The organism is Pseudosulfitobacter koreensis (assembly GCF_024733015.1).
Classification (GTDB): Bacteria; Pseudomonadota; Alphaproteobacteria; order Rhodobacterales; family Rhodobacteraceae; genus Pseudosulfitobacter; species Pseudosulfitobacter koreensis.
The window spans coordinates 59,221-74,331 of the sequence record NZ_JANKJG010000002.1; the positions used below are offsets into that span (position 1 = coordinate 59,221).

Annotated in this window: 11 protein-coding genes and 2 tRNA genes; 7 read left to right on the forward strand and 6 right to left on the reverse strand. The window is 62.9% G+C overall.

Annotated features, from left to right (window positions below):
- Positions 1–15 precede the first annotated feature (15 nt).
- The 3 genes from NTA49_RS03390 (at position 16) to NTA49_RS03400 (ending at position 3,058) form a co-directional block, all read left to right on the forward strand.
- Positions 16–1,344, forward strand: coding sequence for a M48 family metalloprotease (locus NTA49_RS03390; protein ID WP_258293252.1), 1,329 nt, complete (start codon positions 16–18; stop codon positions 1,342–1,344).
- 3 nt (positions 1,345–1,347) lie between these two features.
- Positions 1,348–2,097, forward strand: a complete 750-nt coding sequence (locus NTA49_RS03395) for a DsbA family protein (protein ID WP_258293253.1) — start codon at positions 1,348–1,350, stop codon at positions 2,095–2,097.
- A 67-nt stretch (positions 2,098–2,164) separates the two neighbouring features.
- Positions 2,165–3,058 carry a hypothetical protein gene (locus NTA49_RS03400; protein ID WP_258293254.1) on the forward strand — a complete coding sequence of 298 codons (894 nt, stop codon included), beginning with the start codon at positions 2,165–2,167 and terminating at the stop codon, positions 3,056–3,058.
- Positions 3,059–3,072: 14 nt separating this feature from the next.
- Here the strand turns inward: NTA49_RS03400 and ispG are convergent, their stop codons facing one another.
- From ispG to hemA, 3 genes are all read right to left on the reverse strand, one after another.
- Positions 3,073–4,209, reverse strand: a complete 1,137-nt coding sequence (gene ispG, locus NTA49_RS03405; RefSeq protein WP_258293255.1) for a flavodoxin-dependent (E)-4-hydroxy-3-methylbut-2-enyl-diphosphate synthase — start codon at positions 4,207–4,209, stop codon at positions 3,073–3,075.
- A 118-nt stretch (positions 4,210–4,327) separates the two neighbouring features.
- Entirely contained in the window at positions 4,328–5,551 is a 1,224-nt protein-coding gene (locus NTA49_RS03410; protein WP_258293256.1) for a helix-turn-helix domain-containing protein, read from the reverse strand.
- 116 nt (positions 5,552–5,667) lie between these two features.
- Complete coding sequence (gene hemA, locus NTA49_RS03415) at positions 5,668–6,939, reverse strand: 5-aminolevulinate synthase (protein ID WP_258293257.1); 1,272 nt, start codon at positions 6,937–6,939, stop codon at positions 5,668–5,670.
- A gap of 321 nt (positions 6,940–7,260) precedes the next feature.
- Here hemA and NTA49_RS03420 point away from each other — a divergent pair, with 321 nt between their 5' ends.
- The 3 genes from NTA49_RS03420 to NTA49_RS03430 all read left to right on the forward strand — a co-directional run bounded on the left by NTA49_RS03420 (position 7,261) and on the right by NTA49_RS03430 (position 10,056).
- Complete coding sequence (locus NTA49_RS03420) at positions 7,261–7,596, forward strand: hypothetical protein (protein ID WP_258293258.1); 336 nt, start codon at positions 7,261–7,263, stop codon at positions 7,594–7,596.
- 74 nt (positions 7,597–7,670) lie between these two features.
- A complete protein-coding gene (locus tag NTA49_RS03425; RefSeq protein WP_258293259.1) occupies positions 7,671–9,056 on the forward strand; it encodes a M20/M25/M40 family metallo-hydrolase in 1,386 nt (461 codons plus the stop codon).
- 118 nt (positions 9,057–9,174) lie between these two features.
- A complete protein-coding gene (locus NTA49_RS03430; protein ID WP_258293260.1) occupies positions 9,175–10,056 on the forward strand; it encodes an alpha/beta fold hydrolase in 882 nt (293 codons plus the stop codon).
- A gap of 88 nt (positions 10,057–10,144) precedes the next feature.
- Here the strand turns inward: NTA49_RS03430 and NTA49_RS03435 are convergent.
- A tRNA-Asp gene (locus NTA49_RS03435) sits at positions 10,145–10,221 on the reverse strand.
- Between the two features lie 133 nt (positions 10,222–10,354).
- The gene (locus NTA49_RS03440) at positions 10,355–11,290 is read right to left on the reverse strand and encodes a pirin family protein (protein WP_258293261.1); all 936 of its coding nucleotides are present in this window, start codon (positions 11,288–11,290) and stop codon (positions 10,355–10,357) included.
- 281 nt (positions 11,291–11,571) lie between these two features.
- On the opposite strand from NTA49_RS03440, the gene NTA49_RS03445 reads away from it, so the two are divergent.
- Positions 11,572–14,472 carry a hybrid sensor histidine kinase/response regulator gene (locus NTA49_RS03445; protein ID WP_258293262.1) on the forward strand — a complete coding sequence of 967 codons (2,901 nt, stop codon included), beginning with the start codon at positions 11,572–11,574 and terminating at the stop codon, positions 14,470–14,472.
- Between the two features lie 548 nt (positions 14,473–15,020).
- Here NTA49_RS03445 and NTA49_RS03450 read toward each other — a convergent pair.
- Positions 15,021–15,096, reverse strand: a tRNA-Val gene (locus NTA49_RS03450).
- Positions 15,097–15,111: the final 15 nt, after the last annotated feature.

Below are 15,111 nucleotides of genomic sequence, written 5' to 3' on the forward strand. Positions count from 1 at the left end.
TTGCCCTTGCCGTCAATGGGGGCAATTGTCCTGATGCTGGCGATGTGGCTGGCCGTGGTGCTGGCGCAGCCCGCGCGTGCCATCGAGCTGTTGCGCGATGCGGACGTGGAATACGGGCTGACGCAGCTGGTCTCGCCCATCCTGCAGGCGGCGGGTCTCAGCCCCGCGCGGGTCAAGATCCTGGTGGTGAACGACGGCGGGCTGAACGCCTTCGTGGTCGGCAACGATGCGATCTTTGTCAATCACGGGCTGATCAACCGCGCGACCTCGGCGGGCATGCTGCAAGCGGTACTGGCGCATGAAGCCGCACATATCGCGAACGGGCATATCACCCGCCGGATGGTCAACTATGGCAACGCGCAAACGCTTGCGGGGCTTGGCCTGGCGCTGGCTGCCGTTGCGGCGGCGGCAGGCGGCGGCGAGGCGGCAACAGGTCTGGCTATAGGCACCACGTCGGCGGCACAGCGTTCGTTTCTGAAACACACCCGCGCCGAAGAAGCCTCTGCCGATCAGTCGGGCGTGCGCTTCATGCGCGCCGCCGGTGCCGACCCGCGCGGGTTTCTCGAGGTGATGCAGCTGTTTCGCGGGCAAGAGGTTCTGGCCGAGCGTCGGCAGGACCCCTATGTCCGCTCGCACCCGCTGACCCGCGACCGGCTGCGCGCGATGGAAGGCTATGTGACGGCCTATGGCGGCGATATGGTCGCAAACCCCACCGCCGATTACTGGTTCGCCCGCGTCAAGGGCAAGATCAGCGCCCACACCCGCGCGCCGAAATGGACACTGAAACGCTTGGACGAAGGCGGCTACAAGGACGTGCAGCACCTGCGCGAAGCCATCGCGGAATCGCGCCAATCGCGCACGCAGCAGGCCGTGCGCGCCATCGACAGCGCCATAGCGGTGCGCCCGAGCGATCCCTATTTCCACACCGCCAAGGGCGATATCCTGATGGACGCCCGCCAGTTTCAGGCGGCAGTCGCGGCCTATGGCCGTGCCGTGAACCTGGCTCCGCGTGATGCACTGGTGCTGGCCGGATATGGCCGCGCGCTGCTGGCCACGGGCAATGTGGCCCAGGCCCGCACGGCGCTGGAACAGGCCCGCGCCATTGATTTTCGCGATGGCGTGATGCTGCGCGATCTGTCCGTGGCCTATGCCAAGTCGGGACACACCGGCATGGCCGCGCTGGTCACCGCCGAACGCTATGCGCTGTCGGGCCGGATGGAAGACGCAGGAATTCACGCCAAACGCGCCAGCGATCTGCTGGACACCGGATCAGGCCCTTGGCAACGCGCACAGGATGTGTTGATTGCCAGTGAACGCGCCGAAAAACGCAAAGAACGGAGATAATCCATGCCCCTACCCCGCCTTTTCGCCGCTGCTGCGGCCACTGTCGCGCTGGCCCTGCCCGCCGCCGCCTTCGACATGTCGGCCATGACCGACGCCGAGCGCGCCGATTTCGGCGAGGAAGTGCGCGCCTACCTGCTGGAAAACCCGCAAGTCATCATCGATGCGGTCAACCTGCTGGAACAGCAGCAGGCCATGGCACAGGTCGAGGCCGATCTGAACATGGTGTCGGACAATGCCGACGCCATCTTTGACGACGGGTTTTCCTTTGTCGGCGGCAACCCGGATGGCGACATCACGCTGGTCGAGTTTCTGGATTACAAGTGCGGCTATTGCAAACGCGCCCACACCGAAGTGGCCAAGCTGCTGGAAACCGACGGAAATATCCGCCTGATCGTCAAGGAATTCCCGATCTTGGGCGAACAGTCCCTGCTGGCCTCGCGCTTTGCCATATCGACGCTGATCGTCGAAGGCGCTGATGCATACGAGGCGGTGAACGACGCGCTGATGACCTCGAACGGCGAATTGAGCGTGCCTGTGATGGCCCGCGTGGCAAGCACGCTGGGGCTGGATGCCGACGCGATCGTGGCGGGCATGGACAGCGACGAGGTGACCAACCGCATCGCGCAGACCCGCGCATTGGCCCAAGAATTGCAGATCACCGGCACACCCACCTTCGTGATGCACGACGAGATGCTGCGCGGCTACCTGCCCTATGATCAGCTGATGATGATGGTCGACGAAAAACGCGGCTGACCGCACACTTGATCGCTCAAGCAAGGATTGCTACCCTCAACGCCATTTTCGTGTTGAGGGTATTTTTATGCGGCATCTCGTTTCGATCTCGGTCAGTGCGCTGATCTGTTGTGCACTATCGGTTGGGGCGGATCCGCTGCCCGAACCGCTGGAATCCAAACGTCAGGCGGCCATCGTGCTGTCTGAGAAGGCCTGCGATGGCGACGTTGCCGGACTGCGCGCCCTTGAAAAAAAGGCCGCTGCAGGCGATCTGGCAGCAGCGCACAGCATCGCATGGGTCGTCAGCAACAATCGGTGCCCCACATACGGGATGGTAGGCGCAGGCCAGGACCGGGATGAGGTCGGCGCCCGGATGTACGCGCGCAACGCGACGCGGGGCTATCCGATCTCGCAGTCAAATCACGGCATCAACCTGATGCGCGGCAGCAATGGCATCCCAAGAGACCCCGAAACCGGGGCGCGGATGATCGGCCAGGCTGTCGATGGCGGCTATGCAATCGCGCTGGTCTACTCGACCGAAGCGGCCTTTCAGGAGGGGCTGGAGGTCGAGATGAACCCGATGGTCGGGCCGTTTCTGGCCTTCGCCGTCGAGGAGGGGGTCGATCCCGACCGCGTGCGCCTGGCCCGCGCCAGCGTCTTTGAAGAGCTTTACAAGAACGGCGGCGACGACCACGCCTGGGCCGGGTTTCTGGCCTATCGCTATTTCGAGCGGGTCCAGTCGAAATACGCCCGCGCCCGCAAGAGCCATGCGGCGCTCGAAGACAGATATGGTCATGTCGCGGGCACCAAAGAACTACAGTCCTGCCTGAACGATGCTGCCTGCGATCCCTATGCGCGCAACGTGATGCGGTCGTATTTCACCAGTGAACCGGCAAAGCCGTCCTCTTCCGGCCTCGGCCTGCCTGAATCGGAGGCAATCCTCAACCGCTATATCTGCGGCAGCGACGTCTGCCCTGACTGAGACATGAGAAGCGGCTATTCCGCCGCTTCTGCCGCTTCTGCTGCCTCGGCAGCGGCCAGTTCCTCGGCCTTTTTCTCAACCTGTTCGACGATGTGCTCGATCATGTCGGCATTCGACTGCTTGTGGCTTTGCTTGCCCGCAAGATAGACCATGCCGGCCCCGTTGCCGCCCCCCGTAAAGCCCACGTCGGTCATCAGCGCCTCGCCGGGGCCGTTGACCACGCAGCCGATGATGCTGAGGCTCATGGGTGTCTTGATATGGGCCAGCCGGTCCTCGAGGATCTCGACGGTCTTGATCACGTCGAAGCCTTGGCGCGCGCAGCTGGGGCAGCTGATGATGTTCACGCCCCGGTGGCGCAGGCCCAGGGACTTCAGTATTTCATAGCCGACCTTGACCTCTTCCACCGGATCGGCGGAGAGGCTGACGCGGATCGTGTCGCCGATGCCCATCCACAACAGGTTGCCCAGCCCGATGGCCGACTTGATCGTGCCCGACGTCAGCCCCCCGGCCTCGGTGATGCCAAGGTGAATGGGCGCATCGGTAGCCTCGGCCAGCTTTTGATAGGCGGCGGCGGCCATGAACACGTCGGACGCCTTGCAGCTGATCTTGAACTCGTGAAAGTCGTTGTCCTGCAGGATCTTGATGTGATCGAGCCCGGATTCGACCATCGCGTCGGGGGTCGGCTCGCCGTATTTGTCGAGCAGATGCTTTTCCAAACTGCCCGCGTTCACGCCGATGCGGATCGAACAGTTGTTGTCGCGCGCGGCCCGGATGACCTCCTTGACCCGCGCCTCGGAGCCGATGTTGCCCGGATTGATCCGCAGGCAGGCAGCCCCCGCCTCGGCGGCCTCGATGCCGCGTTTGTAGTGAAAATGGATGTCGGCCACGATCGGCACCGGCGAGTTGGCACAGATCTCTTTCATCGCGCGGGCGCTGTCCTCGTCGGGCACGGAGACGCGCACGATATCGGCCCCGGCCTCGGCAGAGGCGGTGATCTGCGCCAGCGTACCCGAAACATCGGTGGTCAGCGTGTTGGTCATCGTCTGCACGGTGATCGGTGCACCGCCGCCGACGGGCACGCGGCCCACCATGATCTGACGGCTTTCGCGGCGATAGATGTTGCGCCACGGACGGATGTGATTGAGCGACATGAAAGCGCCTCTTTCGGCTAGCGGGTTCCTGAACAGACCTAAGCGCTGCGCGCGCGCGGCGCAACCGTCAGGCGCGGGGTGCGCGCCATGTCGGTGATCATTTACCCGAGAGGAGGGTTCAGTCGGTAACGACGGGGGACAGTGCCGCCGCAGTCGCCTCGGCATAGCGCACAAGGCCCGAATCCGTGGACACATCGACCGGCAGATAGGTCTCTTGCAGTCCCGCGATTTCCAGCGGCAGGTTCGATGTCACGGCACCATTGGCACCGACGGGGCCGTAGAACTTGCCGTTCATCGCAAAATAGATCGCACCGCTTTCGCCGGTGCGCAGCACGGGCGGCTCTTCGGTGGCGGGGGCGGTCCAGGTGTCGCCGGGCTGCATCACGGTCTCGTAGATCACGGTGCCATCGGCCCCGCGCACGCGCACCCAGGACGGGCGCACGGCGACCATTTGCAAGACAGGTGCCTGCGTCTCGACCACTTGCGGCACGGCGGGGGCTTCGGTTTTCACCGGCTCGATGCCCGCGACAACCGGCGCTTCGAGGCCGGGAAGCTGGGCGAAGTTTCCGACCGAACGCGGGTCGATCGTGGCGATGGGCGCATCGCGGGCGACCAGAACCGGAACGTCCAGCGCCTGGGGGCGGTACAGCCGGTCCAGCGCATCGACGCGCGGCGTGTCCAGCGCGGAAGGCGATGTTTCAGACGCCTCGTCCAGGCTGGGCTGTTGAACCGACGCGCCTTGCAGCGGATCGAGGTCCGAAAGCACCACGGGCGTCTGGTCAACAGGCGACACCTGCACCCGCTGCACTTCTTGCAGAACGGAATAGCCGCCGAACCCGATGGCACTGATCAGCGCGATCAGAACCAGAGATGACCCGATGGCCCCCGGCTCGATCCGGCTTAGAAACCCCTCGCCCGTGGGCGCAAAGGGGGTGCTGGGTGCGGAAAAGATATCCTTGTTGCCACGGTCGCGGGCCAGACGGTCCTCGCGGGTGGGCTTTTTTATCACCGATGCTTCGGCGGACATGCCGTGCGCCACGGAAAATCCGCTTTCGGTGCAGAATGCGGCAAAGGCGCGGTCGGGGTCCATGTCCAGATAGCGTGCATAGGACCGCACGTAGCCCGCGATGAAACCCGGCGTGTCGAACGCACCGGGATCGGTGTTTTCGATGGCCGCGATATAGCTGGCCTTGATCCGCAGTTCGCGCTGGACGTCGAGGAGTGATTTTCCGAGCGTAGCACGTTCACCGCGCATCACATCGCCGAGACGCAATTCAAAATCGTCAAAGCCTTTCGGCTCCGCGTTCTGTTCAATGATCTTGGGAGACTTCCGCCCGATCATACCCATGCCCCGTGTTGTCCGTTTCTTGGAACCCGTGCGTCATGCCCGATTCGACGCTGGTTTGTTGTTAAACACTGCTTAACACATGGGAAACTGAAATTCACCTACTCCTGGGCTCAGGCGGACAATTCGGCGCGATTCAGCGCACAATGTGACCAAAGCCCGTCCATCGCCCGCACCAATGCGTCAAGTTCGCGTGGCCCATGCACAGGCGACGGGGTAAAGCGCAGACGCTCGGTGCCGCGCGGCACGGTGGGGTAGTTGATCGGCTGCACATAGATGCCGTGGTCTTCCAGCAGCATGTCGCTGAGCAGCTTGGTGTGCACCGGATTGCCCACCATCACCGGCACGATATGACTGCCGTGGTCGATGATCGGCAGACCCATCCCCTTGAGCCGCATCTTGAGGATGCGCGCCTGCAACTGATGTGCCTCGCGCAATTCGGGCGCGGTTTTCAGATGTGCGACCGACGCCGCGGCCCCCGCAGCCACGGCAGGCGGCAGCGAGGTGGTGAAGATGAAGCCCGGCGCATAGGAGCGGATTGCATCGCACATGCGCGCGCTGGCCGCGATATAGCCGCCCATCACGCCATAGGCCTTGGCCAGGGTGCCGTTGATGATGTCCAGACGGTCCATCAGGCCGTCGCGTTCGGCCACGCCTGCCCCGCGCGCGCCGTACATGCCGACGGCGTGGACCTCGTCGATATAGGTCAGCGCGCCAAATTCATCGGCCAGGTCGCAGATCGCTTCGATGGGGCCAAAATCGCCGTCCATCGAATAGATAGATTCGAATGCGATCAGCTTGGGTGCCGCAGGATCATCCGCCTCAAGCAACTCACGCAGGTGCGCGACGTCATTGTGCCGGAAGATCCGCTTGGCCCCGCCATTGCGGCGCACGCCCTCGATCATGCTGGCGTGGTTCAGCGCGTCGGAATAGATGATCAGCCCCGGAAACAGCTTGGGCAGCGTGCTCAGCGTGGCGTCGTTGGCGATATAGGCCGAGGTGAAGATCAGCGCCTGCTCCTTGCCGTGCAGATCGGCCAGTTCGGCCTCGAGCCGCTTGTGATACACCGTTGTGCCGGAGATGTTGCGCGTGCCGCCCGACCCTGCGCCGGTGGCGTCGATTGCCTCGTGCATCGCCTGGACCACGACAGGGTGCTGGCCCATGCCAAGGTAGTCGTTGCCACACCATACGGTGATGTCCTGTTCAGACCCGTCGGGGCGTGTGCGCACGGCATGCGGAAACTGGCCCTTGCGGCGTTCGATGTCGATGAAGGTGCGATAGCGGCCTTCTTCGTGCAATTTGTTCAGTGCGGCATCCAGTTGTGCTGCATAGTCCTTGGTGTGATCCACGTAAGGAAACTCCTGGTCGACGGGGCGCTGATACATCCGGCCATAATGCCCCATTAGAACGGTATTTGGAACGACTATAAGGTAGCGCGCCGGGTTTCAATGCATATGCCCTGCGCACGATGTCGCAGCATTGATCCAGATCAAGTCGCGCAATGCGTGCACAAAAAGTAAGGATTACCTGACTGTCTGCCGCCCTGCGAAAGGCGCATCCTATTGGTGCGACGCCGGTGCATTCCCTGATTTTTCCCACCGGCGCAGGGGTCATTTTTCCGCCCCGTCCTGGGAAGTGCGGTGCGCCGTCCTGCGCCGCACTTCCTCCCATTGCCCTGACGTACCCGATTTCAGAAAGGTCCAGGTATGACTGTCACGATTGCCCTGCTGCCCGCCGCGATCCTGATGCTGGTGACCGCTGGCGGCTATGCGCTGGCAACCATCGGAATGACACTGTCGTTCGAGACGCGCCCCGCCTTTGGCATCGCGATCATCGCGCTGGGGCTGGCCGGTGCGGTGCTGGCCGAGATCACGTTGCTGCGCCACGCCAGCCTGCCGCTGGTCTATCTGGGCATCGTGGTGACCGAAACGCTGCTGGTGCTTGGCTATGCGGGATGGTCGCAAAGCGGCATCAGCCTTGCGCAACTCGGCGGTGCGGTGCTGGTGCTGGCAGGCTTCGCGCTGGTCTGCACAGATCACTGAGCGGGGCACTGGACACTGCGACGCGGGCTGATACGGTCGCTGCAAATCTCGACATTTGCAAGGAACCGCGCCCCATGTCTCTCGACGCCACGCTCGCCCATATCGACGCCAACCTCTCCGACGCCACCGACCGCCTGCTGGAGCTGTTACGCATCCCGTCGATCTCGACCGATCCGGCCTACAAGGCGGATTGCGACACCGCCGCCGACTGGCTGGTGGCGGACCTGCAAAGCATCGGCATCGACGCCACCAAGCGCCCCACGCCAGGTCACCCCATGGTTGTGGGCCACGTGGGCGCGGATGCGGACAGCACCGCACCACACCTGCTGTTCTACGGGCACTACGACGTGCAGCCGGTCGACCCGCTGGAGTTGTGGGAACGCGATCCCTTCGACCCTCAGGTCGAGGATACGCCCAAGGGCAAGGTGATCCGCGGCCGTGGGGCCGCCGACGACAAGGGCCAGCTGATGACCTTCGTCGAGGCCTGCCGCGCCTGGAAGGCGGTCAACGGCACCCTGCCCTGCCGCATCACGTTCTTCTTCGAGGGCGAGGAGGAATCCGGTTCGCCCTCGCTGGTGCCGTTCATGAAGGAAAACGCCGAAGAGTTGACAGCGGATTTTGCGCTGATCTGCGACACAGGGCTGTTCGAGAGCAAGACGCCCGGCATCGTCACGATGCTGCGGGGCATGATGGGCGACGAGTTGACAATCACCGGCCCCAGCAAGGATCTCCATTCGGGCATGTATGGTGGCGTCTCGATCAACCCGATCCGCGTCCTGACCAAAATCCTGGCCGGACTGCATGACGATCAGGGCCGCATCACCCTGCCCGGTTTCTACGATGGCGTGCCCGAACTGCCGGACGAGCTGCGCGCGCAGTGGCAGGGGCTTTCCTTCGATCACGACGCGTTCCTGGGCGATGTCGGCCTGTCGCAGCCCGCAGGCGAAGAGGACCGCACCCCGATCGAGATGATCTGGTCGCGCCCCACCTGCGAGGTCAACGGCATCTGGGGCGGCTACACCGGCGCGGGGTTCAAGACCGTGCTGCCGTCGCAGGCCCACGCCAAGATCTCGTTCCGTCTGGTCGGCGATCAGGACCCGGACGCCATCCGCGACAGTTTCCGCACCATGGTGCGCGACGCCCTGCCCGCCGATTGCACCGTCACGTTCAAGGACCACAGCAATGGCCGCGCCTCGGCGTTCGAGACCGACTATCCGGCGTTCGAGGCGGCGCGCCAGGCGCTCAGCGACGAATGGAACGTGCCTGCGGCCTATATCGGCTGCGGCGGCTCGATCCCGATTGCGGGGCATTTTCAACGCATCGTGAACACGACCCCGATGCTGATCGGCTTCGGCAAGGACGACGACCAGATCCATTCGCCCAACGAGAAATACGACATGGAAAGCTTTCACAAGGGCATGCGCAGCTGGGTGCGCATTCTCGACGCCCTCAGCACGTAAGCGGCACCGCCCCCTTCATCTTGCAGGGTAAACTCCGGGGGTATGGGGGCTGGCCCCCATTTATGATGTGTATGGGGGCTGGCCTCCATTCTGAACCCAAAAAACGAAAGGCGGCACGATGACGATACCAGGTTTCTCCAGCGCCACGGCCGAGGTCAACGGCCAGCGCATCCACTACGTCATGGCAGGCAGCGGTCCCCCGCTGCTGCTGCTGCACGGCTTTCCGCAGACCCACGCCATGTGGCAGGGCATAGCGCCCAAGCTGGCGCAGCACTTCACCACCGTCGCCGCCGACCTGCGCGGCTACGGGGCCAGCTCGAAACCGCAAGGCACGGAAAACTACAGCTTTCGCGAGATGGCCGCTGATCAGGTGGCGCTGATGGCGCATCTGGGGTTCGACCGTTTTCACCTTGTTGGCCACGACCGGGGCGCGCGGACCTCTCACCGTGCGGCGCTGGACCACCCCGACGCGATCCGGTCGCTGACGCTGATGGACATCGTGCCGACGCATCTGCTGCTGGACGATCTGCAACATGAGGTGGCCCGCGCCTATTACCACTGGTTCTTCCTGGCCCAGCCCGCGCCGCTGCCCGAAACGATGATCGGCCATGACCCTGACGCCTATTTCGAATACTGCCTGACCGGCTGGGGCAAGGGCGGGCTCGACACCTACGACGCCGCCGCGCTCGATCAGTACCGCACCGCATGGCGCGACCCCGACACCATTCGCGGCATGTGCGAGGATTACCGCTCCGCGATTGATCACGACATGGCACTGGACGCAGCCGATCTCGACCGGCGCGTGACCTCTCCCGCGCTGGTGCTCAGCGGTCAGAGCGGAGTCATGGCCAAACACTACGACGTGGGCGCGACATGGGTAAACCGTCTGACGAACATGCAGGCAGACACCCTGCCGGGCGGACACTTCTTTCCCGATCAATATCCATTAGAAACGGCTGATAAGATTCTGGAATTCCTGCTGAAAGTGCCTGAGGACTAGATCGCAAGACCTGAGCTGCCCACACGAAACAATACCCCAGAAACGCAAAAGACCCGCCGTTTCCGGCGGGTCCTTGTTTACGCAGCAGTGGCGCGGTTGACGGGGCTCGAACCCGCGACCTCCGGCGTGACAGGCCGGCACTCTAACCAACTGAGCTACAACCGCCCTGCTGCGTGTGGGGGTATTATGACCCACAGCCGGGAGCGTCAAGCAGGCTTTTGGGGTTTGCGGCAATTATTTTAAAAAAATGTCACAGACCTCAAAATCATCGGGGAAATTCACCTGCTTCATCCACCGTTCAGCCCGGTGCGGGAATGAATTCGCCATCGTCGCCCGGTGGCAGCTTGAAACGACCATGCGCCCAGTCGCCTGCGCGCCATGCTTCCTTGGCCGCGTCGATCTTGTCCTTGGACGACGCGACGAAGTTCCACCAGATATGCCGTGGCCCATCCATCGTCGCACCGCCCAGCAACATCACCCGTGCGCCTGCGTCCCCTGCGCGCGCACTGATCCGGTCGCCGGGGCGGAACACCAGCATCTGCCCCGCCTCGAAATCCTGCCCCGAAACAGACACCGACCCGGTCAGTATGTAGAGGCCGCGATCTTCGTGATTGTCAGGCATCGGGATCGACGCGCCCGCCTCAAGCAGCGCATCGGCATAGAAGGTTTCCGAGAACACCTTGACCGGAGCAGTCTCGCCGTAAGCCGACCCCAGGATCAGCCGCACCTGTTTGCCCTCTCCCTCAAGCAGCGGCAGCGTGTCTTTCGCAGCATGCTCAAAGCCCGCGCTCCCGTCTTCGTCTTTCTCCGGCAGCGCCACCCAGGTTTGCAGCCCAAACAGACTGTGCGGCGCTGCGCGCAGATCGCCGTCGGCGCGTTCCGAATGGGTGATGCCATGCCCTGCCACCATCCAGTTGACGGCACCGGGTTCGATCCACTGATCGGTGCCCAGACTGTCGCGGTGGTGGATCTTGCCCTTGTAAAGGTAAGTGACCGTGGCCAGGCCGATATGCGGATGCGGGCGGACGTCGATGCCCTGCCCGGTCAGAAACTCCGCCGGCCCCATCTGGTCAAAGAATATGAAGGGGCCCACCATCTGACGCTTGGGCGCGGGCAAGGCCCGGCGCACCTCGAACCCGCCCAGATCGCGCGCACGCGGCACGATGACGGTTTCGATGGCATCCACGGCGTCGCCGATGGGAATGTCGGGGTCAAGTGCGGGGTTCCAGCTCATGATGTCGCTCCTGTTTTGTCTTAAATCACGATGCGCCGATACATGATTGCACGCAATATCCCAAAATAATCACTTGGTGTGCGCTCGCGCACAAATAAAATCCACGCAGCCGACCGCCCCGCAGCACGCGCCATTTCGCGCACTATGATAAGGCACCGCAATGATGGCAATTACCGCGCAGTCACCAACCTTTGAGGCCGCTGACGCTTTACAATTCTGCAGGATATGAGAAATCTGGCCTGCGAAACAAAGCAAGAAACTTATGGCCTTCGGGGGCAGTTATGCAGTTCGATCTTGACGCGCTATTCGGCTCGGCGCCGTCACCCTATGTCCTGGTGGACCCCGATCTGCGAATGATCTGGGCCAACGACGCCTATCTCGAAGTGACCGGCCGCACCCGCGAAACCCTGATCGGCCGGATCATGACCGAAGAGTTCCCGGCACCGCCCGATTCCATATCGGACCAGATGCTGCGCGGATCGTTCCGCCGGGTGCTGGCCACCGGGCGCACCGACCACCTGCCGCTGATCCCCTACCCGATCGAGGCCCCGGACGGGCGCATCGAGGAACGTCAATGGAGCGCCACCCACACGCCGATCCTGGGCGATGAGGGCAAGGTTGTCTATATCTTGCAAAACACGATGGACGTGACCGATCTCTACCGCAGCGAGGCGACGACCACGCCCTCCAGCGTTCCGCGTCGCGCGGCCCTGCTGCAACGGGCCGAAGCGATTGCCACCGAAAACCTGGCGCTGGGGGCGATGACCGAATTCTTCCAGTCCGCCTTTGACCAGGCCCCCAGCTTCATGGCAATCCTTGATGGCCCCGAACATGTGTTTCGCATCACCAACCAGGCCTATATCGACCTTATCGGGGGCCGCGATCTGATCGGCATGCCGGTGCGCGAGGCGCTTCCCGATCTTGCGGGGCAAGGGTTCTACGAATTGCTCGATCAAGTGCTCGAGACGGGCGAGCCGCTGTCGTTCAAGGGGATGCCCGCGCTGATTCAGGCCTCGTCCGATGCCGAACCCGTCGAGCATTTCATCGACTTTATCTACCACCCGCTGCGCGATGCTGCGAACAAGACCACCGGCGTCTTCGTCCAGGGCCACGACGTCACTGGACAGAAGATCGCCGAGGCAACCCTGACCGCCACCCGCGAGCGGTTCCGCATCATGGCGCAGACCATGCCGAACCACGTCTGGACGGCGGACAAGGATGGCGGGCTGAACTGGCTGAACGACCGCACCTATGACTATACCGGCCATGTCGAGGGCGAACTCTACGGCACCGACTGGGGCCGCGCCGTCCACCCCGACGATCTGGAACTGGCCGCCGAAAAATGGCAGAAGTCAGTCGCGCAGGGCGAAACCTATGAACATGAATTTCGCATCCGCAGGGCCGATGGCAGCTATCGGTGGCACCTGGTGCGCGCCTCTGCGCTGCGGTCGGACGAGGGCGTCAACACCGGATGGGTCGGCACCAACACCGACATCGAGGAACGCAAGAGCGCCGAGCGCGAGATCGCCGAGCTGAACGACACGCTGGAAATGCGCGTCGCCAAGCGCAACCAAGAGCTTGAGGAATTGCACGTCACCCTGCGCCAAAGTCAGAAGATGGAGGCCATCGGCAACCTTGCGGGCGGAATTGCCCACGATTTCAACAACCTGCTTCAGGTGATCACCGGCAACCTGCAACTGGTCGCACGCGAAACGCCTGATGCATCCCCCGCCAAGGCGCGCATCGAACAGGCCATGGGCAGCGTCGCGCGCGGGGCCACGCTGGCGTCGCAGCTGCTGTCATTTGCGCGAAAACAGCCGCTTGCGCCCAAGGTGATCAACCTCAGCCGGTTTCTGGGCAACACCACCGACATCCTGCGCAGTGCCATCGGCGAAAGCGTGGCGCTGGAAACCAGTTTTGCCGAGGATCTGTGGAACACCAGTGTTGACCCCAGCAACATGGAAAACGTGGTGCTGAACCTGGCAATCAACGCGCGCGACGCGATGGAGGGGCGCGGCACGCTGAAGATCCACGCGACCAACACCACCATCAGCGCGTCCTCTGGCTGGGCATTGCCCGACATGCAGCCCGGCGATTACGTGCGGCTGGAGGTGACCGACACCGGCAGCGGCATCGCGCCCGACATCCGCGACCATATATTCGAGCCGTTCTTCACCACCAAGAAAGACGGCCAGGGCACCGGTCTGGGCCTGTCGATGGTCTACGGTTTCGCCAAGCAGTCGGGCGGCCATGTCACGCTGGACAGCGAAGTCGGCGCGGGCACCACGATCAAGATCTACCTGCCGCGCTCGCATGAGCAGGAACACGACCTGCAACCGGCCCAGCCCGCCGGACTGATGGGCGGCGCAGAGACGATCCTGCTGGTCGAGGACGACGCCGAGGTGCGCGCAACGGCTCACGATCTGCTGATCGATCTGGGCTATACCGTGCTCGAGGCCGCGAACGCCGACGAGGCGCTTGAGATCGTGAAGGCGGACCAGGCGTTTGATCTGCTGTTCACCGATGTGATGATGGCGGGACACACCACGGCGCGCGACCTGGCGCAGGTGGTGCAGCGCACGCGTCCCGGCGTGCCGGTCCTGTTCACCTCTGGATACGTGCAGGATGCCATTGTGCACGAAGGGCGGCTTGAGGCCGGTGTGCAGTTGTTGGGAAAACCATATACCCAGTCGGTCCTGGCGCAGAAACTGCGCGAGGTGCTGGGCACTGCGGGCATTCCGCAACAGCACCATGCGGGACACGGCGGAGGCCATGCCGATGCCGCATCGGATGCCGCGCCCGTGGACACAAATGCCCCCATTCTGATCTGCGAGGACGACATCCTGATCCTGACCGACCTTGCCGACACGCTGCGGCTTGCGGGATACCAGGTACAAGAGGCCGGCAGCGCCGCGAAGGCAATCAAGATCCTGCAATCCACCGCGGTATCACTGCTGATCACCGACGTGGGCCTGCCTGACCTGTCGGGCGAGGATCTGGCCCGCGAGGCGCGTCAGATGAACCCCCGCCTGCCTGTGATCTTCGCCACCGGCGACACGGATGTGCCTGCCGCCAGCGCCCTGGGCAACTGCAAGGTTCTGGGCAAGCCCTTTCAGGACAGCAAGCTGCTGGAATATGTGCGCACGATGCTGCCGCAATACGCAGGCGTACAGCCGGACTGAAAACGCGAGCGCCTACGTAGAAACTACGCACGCGAATTTTACCGCAGTCCGCAACCATCCCCCGCTATACTGCTTGTTAATACCAACGAATTGCCGAAAAATGAACATAATTCGACGCGAAACCAAGGAGAGAGCACCCAGCGAAGCATAACTTTGCATTAACTTTTTCTTGTTACGATTGATGTGCTTCTTAAATTGAACCCCGACCCCATGAGGTCTGAACCATGAACGCATCATTGAGCAAGGCAGATCACCTGCCTGCCCGCCCCCGCACCGGAATCCGCCCTGCAACGCAGAAAAAGTGCGCCTCGATGGCAAGTGGGTGGTGGATCTTGCCCGGTCTGGCGATCAGCGTTTTGCTTTGGTGGGCTACTCTGTCGCTGATTTTCTGAAAGTCGATGCGGCAAGGCTCGGATGAGGCCACAACAACCCGAACAGATTAAACATGACGTGCGCTTTGCGGGAAATCTGCTGCACAGCGAAGTGGTGCGCGTCAGTCGAGCCCTCCAGATCGCGAAAGCTTCGATACTGCATGCGATCGAGAGGAATGGTGGGTCGTGACGGGCTCGAACCGCCGACATTTTCGGTGTAAACGAAACGCTCTACCAACTGAGCTAACGACCCGCCGTCCCGCTCTCT

Bases quoted from the DNA above. Each gene is read 5' to 3' on its own strand.
- NTA49_RS03420 (WP_258293258.1), top strand. From the start codon at position 7,261: ATGACTGTCACGATTGCCCTGCTGCCCGCCGCGATCCTGATGCTGGTG.
- hemA (WP_258293257.1), bottom strand. From the start codon at position 6,939: ATGTATCAGCGCCCCGTCGACCAGGAGTTTCCTTACGTGGATCACACC.
- NTA49_RS03430 (WP_258293260.1), top strand. From the start codon at position 9,175: ATGACGATACCAGGTTTCTCCAGCGCCACGGCCGAGGTCAACGGCCAG.
- NTA49_RS03395 (WP_258293253.1), top strand. From the start codon at position 1,348: ATGCCCCTACCCCGCCTTTTCGCCGCTGCTGCGGCCACTGTCGCGCTG.
- NTA49_RS03400 (WP_258293254.1), top strand. From the start codon at position 2,165: ATGCGGCATCTCGTTTCGATCTCGGTCAGTGCGCTGATCTGTTGTGCA.
- NTA49_RS03440 (WP_258293261.1), bottom strand. From the start codon at position 11,290: ATGAGCTGGAACCCCGCACTTGACCCCGACATTCCCATCGGCGACGCC.
- NTA49_RS03390 (WP_258293252.1), top strand. From the start codon at position 16: ATGGGGGCAATTGTCCTGATGCTGGCGATGTGGCTGGCCGTGGTGCTG.
- NTA49_RS03425 (WP_258293259.1), top strand. From the start codon at position 7,671: ATGTCTCTCGACGCCACGCTCGCCCATATCGACGCCAACCTCTCCGAC.
- NTA49_RS03410 (WP_258293256.1), bottom strand. From the start codon at position 5,551: ATGATCGGGCGGAAGTCTCCCAAGATCATTGAACAGAACGCGGAGCCG.
- NTA49_RS03445 (WP_258293262.1), top strand. From the start codon at position 11,572: ATGCAGTTCGATCTTGACGCGCTATTCGGCTCGGCGCCGTCACCCTAT.
- ispG (WP_258293255.1), bottom strand. From the start codon at position 4,209: ATGTCGCTCAATCACATCCGTCCGTGGCGCAACATCTATCGCCGCGAA.